The organism is Paenibacillus sp. E194 (genome assembly GCF_000935845.1).
GTDB classification, from domain to species: domain Bacteria; phylum Bacillota; class Bacilli; order Paenibacillales; family Paenibacillaceae; genus Paenibacillus_B; species Paenibacillus_B alvei_B.
Window position 1 is genome coordinate 17,309 of record NZ_JMDX01000055.1, and the last position, 11,863, is coordinate 29,171.

Annotated in this window: 13 protein-coding genes; 6 read left to right on the top strand and 7 right to left on the bottom strand. The window is 46.1% G+C overall.

Annotation, left to right across the window (positions count from 1 at the left end; all coding sequences use genetic code 11):
• Positions 1 to 455: 455 nt before the first annotated feature.
• Positions 456 to 1,160 (bottom strand): class I SAM-dependent methyltransferase, encoded by a 705-nt coding sequence (locus tag AZ66_RS10180; protein WP_044354740.1) that lies wholly within the window; start codon positions 1,158 to 1,160, stop codon positions 456 to 458.
• A 172-nt stretch (positions 1,161 to 1,332) separates the two neighbouring features.
• On the opposite strand from AZ66_RS10180, the gene AZ66_RS10185 reads away from it, so the two are divergent.
• A complete protein-coding gene (locus AZ66_RS10185) occupies positions 1,333 to 2,589 on the top strand; it encodes a DUF438 domain-containing protein (RefSeq protein WP_044354741.1) in 1,257 nt (418 codons plus the stop codon).
• A gap of 177 nt (positions 2,590 to 2,766) precedes the next feature.
• On the opposite strand, the gene AZ66_RS33535 is transcribed toward AZ66_RS10185, so the two are convergent.
• Together AZ66_RS33535 and AZ66_RS33540 are read right to left on the bottom strand one after the other, a co-directional pair.
• Positions 2,767 to 3,069: an EcsC family protein gene (locus AZ66_RS33535; protein WP_331436897.1), complete on the bottom strand. Its 303-nt coding sequence runs from the start codon at positions 3,067 to 3,069 to the stop codon at positions 2,767 to 2,769.
• Between the two features lie 5 nt (positions 3,070 to 3,074).
• Positions 3,075 to 3,617, bottom strand: coding sequence for an EcsC family protein (locus tag AZ66_RS33540; protein WP_331436896.1), 543 nt, complete (start codon positions 3,615 to 3,617; stop codon positions 3,075 to 3,077).
• Between the two features lie 475 nt (positions 3,618 to 4,092).
• Here AZ66_RS33540 and AZ66_RS10195 point away from each other — a divergent pair, with 475 nt between their 5' ends.
• Complete coding sequence (locus AZ66_RS10195) at positions 4,093 to 5,031, top strand: hypothetical protein (protein ID WP_044354742.1); 939 nt, start codon at positions 4,093 to 4,095, stop codon at positions 5,029 to 5,031.
• Between the two features lie 67 nt (positions 5,032 to 5,098).
• Positions 5,099 to 5,341 (top strand): NHLP leader peptide family RiPP precursor, encoded by a 243-nt coding sequence (locus AZ66_RS10200; RefSeq protein ID WP_021261619.1) that lies wholly within the window; start codon positions 5,099 to 5,101, stop codon positions 5,339 to 5,341.
• An 83-nt stretch (positions 5,342 to 5,424) separates the two neighbouring features.
• On the opposite strand, the gene AZ66_RS10205 is transcribed toward AZ66_RS10200, so the two are convergent.
• Positions 5,425 to 7,050, bottom strand: coding sequence for a sensor histidine kinase (locus AZ66_RS10205; protein ID WP_231586814.1), 1,626 nt, complete (start codon positions 7,048 to 7,050; stop codon positions 5,425 to 5,427).
• Between the two features lie 733 nt (positions 7,051 to 7,783).
• On the opposite strand from AZ66_RS10205, the gene AZ66_RS10210 reads away from it, so the two are divergent.
• Positions 7,784 to 8,389, top strand: coding sequence for a pentapeptide repeat-containing protein (locus tag AZ66_RS10210; RefSeq protein WP_021261621.1), 606 nt, complete (start codon positions 7,784 to 7,786; stop codon positions 8,387 to 8,389).
• Positions 8,390 to 8,456: 67 nt separating this feature from the next.
• Here the strand turns inward: AZ66_RS10210 and AZ66_RS10215 are convergent, their stop codons facing one another.
• From AZ66_RS10215 to AZ66_RS31850, 3 genes are all read right to left on the bottom strand, one after another.
• Positions 8,457 to 9,605 carry a phosphodiester glycosidase family protein gene (locus AZ66_RS10215; RefSeq protein WP_231586815.1) on the bottom strand — a complete coding sequence of 383 codons (1,149 nt, stop codon included), beginning with the start codon at positions 9,603 to 9,605 and terminating at the stop codon, positions 8,457 to 8,459.
• A gap of 191 nt (positions 9,606 to 9,796) precedes the next feature.
• Positions 9,797 to 10,546, bottom strand: a complete 750-nt coding sequence (locus AZ66_RS10220) for an acyl-[acyl-carrier-protein] thioesterase (protein ID WP_021261623.1) — start codon at positions 10,544 to 10,546, stop codon at positions 9,797 to 9,799.
• Positions 10,515 to 10,682 carry a hypothetical protein gene (locus tag AZ66_RS31850; RefSeq protein ID WP_161627389.1) on the bottom strand — a complete coding sequence of 56 codons (168 nt, stop codon included), beginning with the start codon at positions 10,680 to 10,682 and terminating at the stop codon, positions 10,515 to 10,517. Before AZ66_RS31850 ends, AZ66_RS10220 begins: the two co-directional genes overlap by 32 nt.
• 235 nt (positions 10,683 to 10,917) lie before the next feature.
• On the opposite strand from AZ66_RS31850, the gene AZ66_RS10225 reads away from it, so the two are divergent.
• The gene (locus AZ66_RS10225; protein WP_044354744.1) at positions 10,918 to 11,646 is read left to right on the top strand and encodes a futalosine hydrolase; all 729 of its coding nucleotides are present in this window, start codon (positions 10,918 to 10,920) and stop codon (positions 11,644 to 11,646) included.
• A gap of 2 nt (positions 11,647 to 11,648) precedes the next feature.
• Positions 11,649 to 11,863, top strand: a 215-nt coding sequence (locus tag AZ66_RS10230; RefSeq protein WP_044354745.1) for an MqnA/MqnD/SBP family protein, incomplete at its 3' end; no start/stop codon positions are given.

Below are 11,863 nucleotides of genomic sequence, written 5' to 3' on the forward strand. Positions count from 1 at the left end.
TTGACCAGCACCGTGCACTGGGCCATGTCGGCATCGACTGACTCTTCATCAGCCGCATGTGGGCCCGCCTGTCTACGGCACTCCTGTACTTGATATGCACTTCATTTCTACATCGCACTGTGTATATCCATACATAAATAGTAATTGAAATAGTTGCCATTAACAAACCATATTTTTACATACATAACACACAAGCTTCCTCACTATTTCTTGCAAAATGGGAACACCCTCTTACTCCCACAAATGAAGCTGTACAGCCAGCACAAATAGGCCGTACTGTTCCAGATTGGGTACGGAAATGCAGTGCGATCAAAGTAGTGCATCAGAGGTAATTCGGACAGTACTTTTGCGCAGTATAAACACAGAAGCCGCTTGCCTCGATTTGAGGAAGCAGCTTGAAGCAGCAAATAATTTGCATGCGACATATGAAATGGATTGGGATCATCATGTCCAAGCTATCTATGGGCAGCCAGGATGAGTGCAGAGGCATCTGATGCATAAGGCGCCTTTTCAAAATTACTGTAAGCCTCGATATGACAAAATCCGCACTGTTCAAGCATCGGCACTAGCTGAATGTACGTCACCGGGAACAAGGGGATGGAGCTGCTCTCCGCTTGGCCATTAGCCGTCAACGTCGTCGTAAACAGCACCCTATCATTAACCAACTCGTAGCTTCTTGCAAAAGTAACATGCTCATTACGAATGACCGGGAACATAAAATTGCTTCCCGCAAGTACGTTATCATAGTTCACAACCTGAATGAGCAGTGTGCCGTGTGCCCGCAACTTCCCGTGGGCCTCCTGCAGAAATTGACGAATCTCCTTCCTGTCCTGAAGGTGTGCAAGCGTATTGCCCACGCAGTATATGCCATCATAGTGCTCGATGAGCTGATCCAACTCCAGCATAGAGGTTGAGACAGCCGTAAGCCGCCCGCATTGCTCCGCTTTCGCTCGGATGCGATCACACATCGCTGCCTCAGGTTCGGCTGCAGTAACGTTGTAGCCCGCTTCTGCGAGCGCGTAAGCAATATTGCCTGTGCCCGCCCCCATATCAAGCAGGGAGCTTCCTTCTGCATAATAGGATGAAATATATCGCAGCTGCTTTTCATTTGCCGGAAAGAGAACATCATAATACGGCGTTAAAGCGTGATAGAACGTCATGTGAAAGATCTCCTCTGTTAAGCCTTTATTAGTGTATACCTCGATTCCACTATATCGTAAAAACGTGATGCAAAATGTGATCTCAATCAAATCGCCCCGTATTGTTCTTTGCTATCATCTAAGCATGCATTGACTTATTGATAATGAATCTCAATGATAAAGGAGACTTACGATGAGCGAACTTATTAATAATCGCGAAAACCGTACCTTACTTCATACAGAACGTCAGCAGCTTCTTAAAGAAATCATCAAGGATCTTCATAACGGACAATCAGAAGAAGCTGTGCGCGAACGATTCAAGCAAGCGATCGGCAACGTTACCGTACAAGAAATATCACAGTTGGAAGAAGCCCTGATGAAGGAGGAGGGCATACCTGTTCAAGAAGTACAGCGTCTCTGCTCCGTGCATGCTGCCGTCTTCGAGGGATCGATTGAGGATATCCATCGTTCGGATCGTGCCGAGGATCAACCGGGACATCCCGTTCATACGTTCAAGCTGGAAAATAAAGCGATCGATCAGCTTGTCAATTTCAAGATAAAGCTTCATAGCGAACAATACGCTAAAAACGACACCGAGCAGAATCGATACAAGCTCTTGAATGACTTGAACTTGCTGCTTGACGTCGATAAGCATTACAGCCGCAAAGAAAATCTGCTGTTCCCTTATCTTGAAAAGTACGGAATTTATGGGCCGACCAAGGTAATGTGGGGCGTTAATGATCAGATTCGCGCCTCTATTAAGGAAGCGAAGCGTCAATTAATGGAGAATGCTCACAATCAGCAGGAAGTGTTGAATCTGCTTCAAATCGTCATGCATGAAGTAACGGCCATGATTACGAAAGAAGAGAATATACTGTTCCCGATGGCTTTGAACGCCTTGACGGAGGACGAATGGCTAAAGATTGCCCATGAGAGTGAGACGATTGGCTATTGTTTAGTAGAGCCTGCTGGCGTATGGAAACCAACACGCCATCATATCCAAGACATGCCCGAGCAGAATGATTCTACGGATGAAGCAACACTAGACGGCTATGTTCGCTTTGAGACCGGAATCTTATCCGTTAAGCAGCTGGAGATGATCATGAACCACCTCCCCGTTGACTTAACCTTTATCGATCAAGATGACGTGGTTCGCTTCTTCTCCCATGGCAAGGATCGAATCTTCGCGCGTACGAAGGCCGTCATCGGACGGACGGTTCAGAACTGCCACCCGCCGCAAAGCGTCCATGTGGTGAATGAGCTGCTGGCGGACTTCAAGGCAGGCAAGAAAGATGTCGAGGATTTTTGGATCCCGTTCAAGGATAAGTTCGTCTATATTCGCTATTTCGCTGTTCGGGACGAGTCGGGGCAATATATGGGGACGTTAGAATTTACGCAAAATGTAAGCGAGATTCGAGCACTAGAGGGACAGAAACGAATCATGTCCTAGAGCGCTCCTGATCTCCATCACCGGCCTCTCTGGTACGCGGCCTGTCTTACGGGAATTGTACCGCAGGCCGCTGCTGCGAGGCTGCAATTATTACATCTAACCGCTGCCGTCAAGCCGCTTGCCTAAGGATTAAGGAAGCGGCTCGAACGGGCAGCAAGCAATATCTGCAACTAGCGCTTAGCAGCAGGCATCCAGCGCATTGAGACGTTCCAGCACTGCCCGCTTGCGGTATAGCATCTGCGCTGTCTCTGCCATGTCATGAATCATAGAACGGTTCATGAACGAACCGAATATCATGCCGATAACCGGCACGGATTGGAACAACTTCTTCCAGCCAAAATTATCGGTAAAGGACACCATCGTCTCCCGCCATCCCTGTACTTCAGACACCGAGTCTCGAAGTCTATTCGGGTTGTCGTAGTCGCCAATGTCTTGCAGCACCGCCTGCTTGCCTACAATATCGGACATCGTGAACTGCATACACTTCACAATAAAGAGCCGCTCTCTTGGATCATCCGGATCGAAGCCGTAGCTAGATCGCCGTACTCCTGAAGCACCTTAAGCGCGATCCCTAGAACCGCAGGTATATCCACCGCTAACGTAAATATGCCGCCAAATCCCGTCGTTGCCCCTTGTGCAAATGCTACCGTCTTATTGGATTCTCGCACCGAATTCGCAACTGCATTGCTCAGAGCCAGCGGTATCTGCTTCACAGCTAGCAGATCCAGTGGATTCCCTTGCTCAGTGGAGGCCGCCAGGGAAATAGGGTCCTCTTCTTCCCACTTTGCACGGAGCTTCTGCAATATGCTCCTCTTCTGGACGAGGTAACTTCCGCCTGTATGAAGATAACCACCCAGTTCATCTAACAATTCAGCAATCTTATTCTGTATCCCTTTGGGAGTGAAGCGATCCAGCAGCGCGAATGGCAGCCGTCCTATCTTCTCAAATATGGATAAGTCCCTCTGCTCGCGTTCCCATTCATCTATCGCTTGCAGCATCTGTTGAAGCTCGTCTCTCGATTCTCCCATTCCTCTTGATCTCTCCGTCTCCGCATTAGATTAAACCATTTATTTCTATACCAATACGGAATGGCTTTATGTAGGTTGCGTCCCTTTTTCCCGGATTGAGATCCCGTTCCCTGAGAGATCAAGGAGAGCTCTGAAGTAGAGACGAAATGAGCAAAGCGGGATGTGACTTCTGTATACAGATTTCTCCAGATAGAATTCTGCCTGTAGTCAGCAATGTTCTTGTCGATTTATCCAATCTTCCTCTATACTGGTGGTAACTGACTTCAACTTCCTAGATTCCTACTTCCTATTCAAGCTATCTTATCAACATCTGCAGCTTCTGTGTCAGTTCCGCCACTCACACCTAGCTCTTATGCTTTCATTCTGCTACTGTCCTGCTCACGAACGCTACACACGCCTATAAGTTTCTCATCATGTCCGCACTCCGTACATAGTTCAGAGTTGCAACATCAATCACATAGGAAGAAGGGATACTATGCATTGGTATGAACCGTTCCGATCCGAGATTGAACAGGTCTTTCAAGAGGCCGAGGATATCATCGAATCATTCCCAGCCCCGCTGAATGCCGCAGGATTGCGCTATATAGAAAAGTTCAATCCCAGTAACGATCAAAGTACGAACAACTATATATGCTACTGTCTCCCTTATTGGATGCAGGACATGACGGGACTTTCGACAACACATTGCCGCCGCTTGGCACTTGCAGGCATATTTGTCATGCTCTATTACTTCATTCAGGATGATGTCATGGACAATGATTGTGATAATCCGACAGAGCAGCTTGCCTTGGGCAATCTATGTTATATCGAGCTCCTCGACATCTATAGGCAGCTATTTCCTCCCCAGTCCCCGTTCTGGGACAGCTTCAGGCAGTACACATTAGAATGGGTCCATGGCGTCACAAGCGAGCGTGAGCAAGATGTATTTATGGCGGATCGCCTCAAGATCGCTCACAAGGCAGCCCCTGTGAAGCTGGCAAGCAGCGGTGCTCTCTACTTAACGGATATGGAGGGTAAGCTCCAGCAAGTAACCGAGACCGTTGATACCGTACTTATTTGCTTGCAAATGAATGACGATTGGGCGGATTGGCAAACAGATCTGCAAGATGGAAGCTATAATTGCCTGCTGGCCTGGATTCGTTATATCAAACAAATTCAAACAAATGAACCACTCACCGAACAGTTCGTTCGACACGCGATTACCGTGTCTGATGTACTCCATTCCTTTGGAGAGGAAGCACTCCAACTGCAGGCCAAGCTGGATGCCATGCCGGAAGCAGCTCCTCATCTCATTGAATTCAGTCGTTCATTAGTAGAAAGTCTGTTTGAAGAATCCGACCGGATTCGACAACATCGAGAAGCTCTAATGATGGGCGGATTGTCTTATTGGTTGTCGAATTCGGTAACAAAGTAGTAGTTTGCGTAATAAGCAGAATGCTACATTGAAAGCGCAAGATATCCCATTCTATGGAGGGGTGCACATGGTTACTGCGGATCAATTACTTAAAAACCAAATCATTCAAAAAGCTTGGGAAGATCCCTCATTTAAGGAACGATTGCTGACTAATCCGAAAGCAGCTATCAAAGAATTATTAGGCATTTCAATTCCTGACCATGTTGAACTAACGACCCAGGAAGAAACAAAAGATCACTTCGTCCTCGTCATTCCTCCAAATCCGGCAGAAACACTCCCTGCCGACAATGTTCGACGTTTTTTCTGGTAATTCTACCTTTCCTTCCTCGAAAATGGGCTTCCCTATCATTCTCATGACTTTTGGGACGCCCTTTCTCACTATTGCATCAGCTACTAAGCTCCACTATGAAGCGAAATGGGAGGCTGCTCCAGTGCGGAAGGAAAACGCACAATCGCCTCGGTTCCCTTCCCTTTCTCACTATGAAACCAAATGCTTCCTTGCATGACCTCAACAATGCGGAAGGTTACCATCAGCCCCAGCCCAGTTCCCTTCGTCTTATTCGAGAAATAGGGCTCGCCAAGACGTGCTAGCTCATCCTTGTCCATCCCTACGCCATTATCCCGAATACAGATCATGACGTTCCCTTCTTCCTCCCCCCCTTCTATTCGAATCGTTCCGCCATCTTGCAGTGCTTCGATGCTGTTCTTAATCAGATTGATAAATACTTGCTTGAACTTAGAGGAGTTTCCGTAAATAAACAGATTCTGTTCCACGTCAAGCTCGAATACGCCACCCTGCATATTTGCGAGCGGAACAAGTATCCCCTCTATTTGCCTAAGCTCCTCCCCAACATTCAAAACCTCGACATTCTCAAGCTCCGGTTTCGCAAAAGTCAGAAAATCAGTGATTATTTCTGAAGCACGATCAAGCTCCGTTAAGGCTAGCTTTACGTATTCCTTTTCTTTGTCATTCGAAAGGTTTCGCATAAGCTGTAGAAATCCTCTGGTTACTTGGAGCGGATTACGGACTTCATGGGCTACCGAAGCTGCAAGTTCGCTGATGATGTGCATCTTTTCAGAATGCTGCAGCTTGCCGTTATACATTTCTAGCTCTTTGGAATATTCAATTACTTTTTCATGAGTGGCAACAATTCGTCTGCCCATAATCATAATGAAGGCGATAACAAACGCTACAACGCCCCATTTCCAAATAGTAAGTTCATATTGACCGGATCGAAACAGAAACCAAACCAATTCTCCTAATATCACAACAGCAAAAACAATAAAGCCAATCGCAAACAAGATTGCATCCATATTTTTTCGGACAGCATATACAATAGATAAAACAATTAGCAAACACAATTGCAGAACAATCATAATGGCATACATAGTAACAGTAAGAAAATAAAAGATGCCATAAAATTGATTGTTCAAAGGGTAAATGAAAATCACGCCCAAAATCATAATAATTCCATACCCTATTTGAAACTTTCGGAGTTTTGAAGTCAGCGAGTAGGGCCCGGGACCAGTAATTTGTTCAAAATAATAGGTTAAAGCAGGAAAGAGGAATTGCATAGCAATATCGAATAAACCAACAGTAATCCTTCCATACTCTCCGAAGAAAATATAAATAAATTTTGAGTGCGTAATCATAATAATACCCGCACACAATATAACGATGTTCAGAGACAACCAGCTCGGTAAGTCAATGTTGCGGAGACATAAAACACAGATGAACATCACGAGAGCGACAAATATCAAGGAGCTTCCTAGCAGGATATCAATAAGTCCTTGACTCGCATAATCTCGAATGATGTCCTGATAATCGCCAATAATAACTGGTTTTTGGATTCCTATCCGTTCAACTGTTGAAGAAGCGCGAATGTAGATATGCTGTTCGCTTGAAGAGGGCTTAATCGGTACTAAGACCTGAAAAACATCTGATCCATAATCGCGTGCAGAGTGATATAGTCTTCTTCCTTCCTCCGAATATACATCTACACTAAATCCATATAACATACTTATGTATAATCCAGGTTGATCCCAATGGACAGGAGGGAGAGAAATTCGATACCAAGCAGATTGGCTTCTTTGTGGTTTTAGGGGGACGCTTGATTGAAGATCAATTGTCTCCCATCCCTCTGTTCTCCTTACAATGTCCTTCCATGCACTTTGCTGCTTCTCCCATATTACATCCCATTGGGTAATCGTTATTTTAGAGGGTTCTGGTTGAGTGGATAATAGAGAAGGTGATGTTATAGCTCCAATAACCAATATAATGAGGCCTATGAAAATACCTCGCGTGAACCAGTTTTTAAATCCCATTTCACACCCCTGTATGTATTCAAGGATCATTCCATATCCGATATGGGCAATACTTCAACAAAAATATGTAAAGTCCTTCTTAGAATCTGGAAATATAACCATTTCTAATATGCGTCTCCAAAAAATATAATAATCTACATGGATCTTGTTGAAAATACCTGTTCATGCTACTTCTGTGTCGATCTATGGCTGGGAAAAGACATAGAGAAAGTATATACAAACAATAGCGAGATGACTGTCGAAAAAAGAATGTCGAATGTATTTTTTCATGGTTTTATCCATTGAACCTATATTTACGTGGATACAACCACACAATGATGTGTCCCCTCTTAATAGTTGCATCATTGCAAACAGGTAGATTTCCTTGTTACGATAACTACTGGAATAGATGAACGATATCGTATGAAATCTACAAAGGAGTATCCTTATGACAACTTATATAGAAGAACAACACAACGGCAACGACTTCAGCTATGTCAATTGGAGCGAGTCTGAGCTTCGCAATTGCATATTTACCTCCTGCCGCTTTCGAGGTGCACAATTGGATGGAGCAATAACTACAAGCTGCCAATTTATTGACTGTGATTTCACCGGAGCCGTGCTCAATGGATCTACACACACGCACAGTGCATTTACGAATTGCCGATTCACAGGAGTGAATTTATTCGCGGCCAAATTTGCAGAATGCAAAATGGTAGGAACGGATTTCACCAATGTATTATGGGATGGCATAACGATTATCGGAGGAGATTGGTCGTATACGAATATGCGCCATGCGAACTTAACGAGGCAGAACTTGCGTGGTGTTCGCTTCATGGAGGCAGACCTAACTGAAAGCAAGCTGGAGAAGGCTGACCTAAGGGATGCCGATCTAACCCGTACAAATCTCACCAAAACCAAATTGGCGGGTGCAGATTTGCGAGGAGCTGAGATGAACGGAGTGAACTTCAAAGCACTGGAACTTACCAAAGTCCGAATTGATATGATTCAAGCCGTTGCATTTGCTAGAGCATACGGAGCCAAGGTAGATTGATTCGTAGATAGAGTAACAGCCGCATTCTGCTAATATAGCAATTTGCGGCTGTTTTTCAGTACGTCTTTTATTTAAAAATGAGCAGCGCATTGCTAATGTTCCGCCCAGGGTATGTCATATATCTTCCATTGTAATAAAGGCCGCTTGATGCTCCGCCATCCAAATTCATCGCCTGATAAGCGCCAGCCTGCTTCATCACTTTAGCAAGCTCTGGAATCGTAGCGCTGGATGTAGTCAAGATCATTAGCTTGTAATCCTTTGTTATACCAACCGCACTGCGTATGCTGCTGTGCTTCAATATTTTCGGATCTTTAAAGCCTTCGCCCTTCAGATTAACGGTAATCTTGCCGTCTGTAATAAGACGCGGCCCTACCTGCAAAGCACCGTATACATCCCCTTCTTGGAATCGATCTATGAACGATGGCCCCGGGATCATCTCTATTTGATTATCTTTCGTGAACAGAAGCACACTTCGTTTATCGCCAGAGCCATTATGTATCATTTTTCCGTTTCTAACTACATAGCCATACGGGACCTTCACCTTCGAATTGGAATAGGCATCAAAGTAGCCCCCATTTATCGCAGCGATTGCATAATTACGTTTTGCCATATGCTTGAGGTTATCGACCGAGCCCTCTCCTCCGTAACCCACTCCTACGCCGAGACGTATATGAGGATGCAGCAGATTTATGGTCAGCATCGTGGTCGTCACCCGCTTGCTTCCGACCTTGAATGCTCGCCAGCTCTTCTCAATCGACGATGTTTGGTTGATCCGCTGCTTCGAGACAACAGGCAAGCGAACATGACTGTCCCCATTCCAAAAGTGGACAAGTGATCCGTTCTTGTCCCATTCCATAGACAGATTCATCGCTTCGCTGACGAACCGAACTGGAACATAAGTCGTCCCCCCTGCTCGGAATGGGGCTGCTTCCAACTCCGTATTCATTCCGTTGACATATGCTTGTGTCGTACCCAATGTCATCTCCAGATAATTATCGTCGCTTACCACCTCTATGCGCTTACTCGTAGGCTCCCATGTCACTTGATAGTGCAGCTTATCACTCAAATAGCGTATCGGAACGTAAGTACGGTACGCCTTCGTATCCATAACCCCATATGAACTTGCATCTGCGTGAGCTTGCCCATGTGGTGTAATGAATGTAAAAGTTAAGGCTATCCCTAGAACTGCTGTCATTATTTTTTTCAATTTCTGCACTCTCCCCAAGGTGAAAAAATCCAAATTCAGGAATATAGTATCATAGCATCCTTTTGAGGACGATGTCTTTTTTCGACAATAACGTCAATTAGCCGACGTAATCCGATAAATCTGACGATTGATGTCGTTGTCACGGAGAAGAGGAGCGCAACGTTAGCGCTCCCCAATCCCCGGCACCATCTATTCAGCAGCTATTCTTCTCGATAAACAACCTCAGCATCGAACAGCGTACTGCCATCCGAAGCTTGTCCGCGAATAAAGCAGCGGTCTGCATTCAGCGCTTCACCAGTAGAACGGTATACATCTACTTGATCCCCGAGAATGATTTCCTTATGGTACGTAATTCGGAAGCGCGACACACCTCGTTCCAATTCCTCTTGCGTCATCGTATCCAAGCATATATCAGCAAATCTGGCATTATTCAAATGGCCGTTCATATCAATACTGCTCTGTCTTACGTGGAGGGTATAAGCGAGGCTAAGAGAGGACTCTTCTGGTATGACAACCTTCTCAGGCATCTCCCCCACAGAATCCTCATTATTGACAGGAACATCATAAGGAAATGCGGATGCCCGAAGAATACGCCGCTTATTCAGATCAACAAGTGCCCATGTCGTACGGGATTGAGCAATTTGCTGATGCTCTGCATCATAGACCACATAATCACGCAGCCACTGAACGCCTCTCGCTCCCTTATGCCATGTATCCAACTGAAGTACATCTCCGTACTTCGGCATTCTCATCAGTTCCAAATCCACGGTCAACAGCATCCAGGCCATGCCGCTGCCTACCAATTCGTCCATGGATACATCATGCGATGCAAGATGGGAATCACCTGCTCGCTGCATCCACTCCATTAATGTCGACAAGCGACAATCGCGCTTGTAATCACAGTTATCAGATGATACTTCATGCTGTTCGCTCCAACGACGTGCGTCCATTTGTATTCCACTCCTTCCGAACAATCATCTGCCTGCTTTTGATCCATCTATCGGCATCAGTCATTCCATGCCCTACAATATCATAACCGATATTGATCTGATATACCGCTGCTTCCACTGTGGAAAACCTGTTCACTTTCCTGAGCCCACTTGGTAATCGTAAATGCTATTATTCATAAACCATCCTATGATATGTTAGTATAAACATAAGATAAGAAGCAAGCATAGATTATCCCCTTTACACAATAAATCCCCTCTTTACAGAAGTTGAGGAAGAAGATAATTTGAAGGAAGTAAATCGATATAGAATTTTTTCGATGCGATAGACGGTGTGTGAAACGCTTGTCTTGTATCATAAAGGAGCAGCCAACATGATGAAGGAAATGAAGGATACCTCAGCAGCGGTTTCATCTGTCATTAGTGCAGCTGAAGCTGCCGAACAGCCAACAGAGGGCCGCTTTCTAATTGTGACCTCTGTCGCAGCAGAGCGGGATGCCGTATTGCGCGGCCTTCAGCATCATCCTCAATATGACGTCATTCTCGGTGGCGTGGGTGTCGCAGCGGCCGCAGCCCGGACGGCTCGGAAGCTTGCAAGTGAGGGTTCATCCAACTATCGGCTTGTCATCTGTGCCGGTATCGGCGGAGGATTTCCCGGACAAGCTGAGATTGGATCATTGGTCGTCGCAAACGACATCGTCGCCGCAGATCTAGGTGCGGAGACCTCAGAGGGATTCTTCAGTCTGGACGAGCTTGGCTTCGGCTCTGCACGCATTCCTGTCGATGCTGGGCTTGTCGCTCAAGTAGCGACAGCACTGCAAGCAGCGAATCTGCCAGCACGTTCCGGCCCTGTGCTCACGGTTGCAACCGTGACAGGCACAGCTGCAACCGCGGCCCAAATGGCAGAACGTGTGCCTGGAGCAGCCGTTGAAGCCATGGAAGGCTATGGCGTAGCAACTGCGGCGCAAGATTTCGGTCTGCCCGTACTGGAGCTACGCGCGATATCGAATGCCGTCGGCCCGCGCAATCGTGCCGCTTGGCGGATTCAAGAAGCGCTGGATGCATTGGAAGCTGCCAGCGCAGTATTAGTGGAGGTGCTGTAATCATGAAAATCGCCTATTCCCCGTGTCCGAACGATACGTTTGTCTTCCATGCTTGGGCGCATGGACTTATACCGGGTGCCCCGGAGTTAGATGTAACATATGCAGATATTGATATCACGAACCACCTTGCAGCGAGCGGCAACGGGTTAGATGTGCTCAAGATTTCATTCGCAGCATTGCCTTGGGTACTGTCTGAGTATGCCCTGCTGCCATGTGG

Excerpts from the sequence above, each read along its gene's own strand:
- AZ66_RS33540 (WP_331436896.1), bottom strand. The coding sequence starts at position 3,617 with ATGGGAGAATCGAGAGACGAGCTTCAACAGATGCTGCAAGCGATAGAT.
- AZ66_RS10200 (WP_021261619.1), top strand. The coding sequence starts at position 5,099 with ATGGTTACTGCGGATCAATTACTTAAAAACCAAATCATTCAAAAAGCT.
- AZ66_RS10205 (WP_231586814.1), bottom strand. The coding sequence starts at position 7,050 with ATGTTATATGGATTTAGTGTAGATGTATATTCGGAGGAAGGAAGAAGA.
- AZ66_RS10210 (WP_021261621.1), top strand. The coding sequence starts at position 7,784 with ATGACAACTTATATAGAAGAACAACACAACGGCAACGACTTCAGCTAT.
- AZ66_RS10185 (WP_044354741.1), top strand. The coding sequence starts at position 1,333 with ATGAGCGAACTTATTAATAATCGCGAAAACCGTACCTTACTTCATACA.
- AZ66_RS10220 (WP_021261623.1), bottom strand. The coding sequence starts at position 10,546 with ATGGACGCACGTCGTTGGAGCGAACAGCATGAAGTATCATCTGATAAC.
- AZ66_RS10195 (WP_044354742.1), top strand. The coding sequence starts at position 4,093 with ATGCATTGGTATGAACCGTTCCGATCCGAGATTGAACAGGTCTTTCAA.
- AZ66_RS33535 (WP_331436897.1), bottom strand. The coding sequence starts at position 3,069 with ATGCAGTTCACGATGTCCGATATTGTAGGCAAGCAGGCGGTGCTGCAA.
- AZ66_RS10225 (WP_044354744.1), top strand. The coding sequence starts at position 10,918 with ATGATGAAGGAAATGAAGGATACCTCAGCAGCGGTTTCATCTGTCATT.
- AZ66_RS10180 (WP_044354740.1), bottom strand. The coding sequence starts at position 1,160 with ATGACGTTCTATCACGCTTTAACGCCGTATTATGATGTTCTCTTTCCG.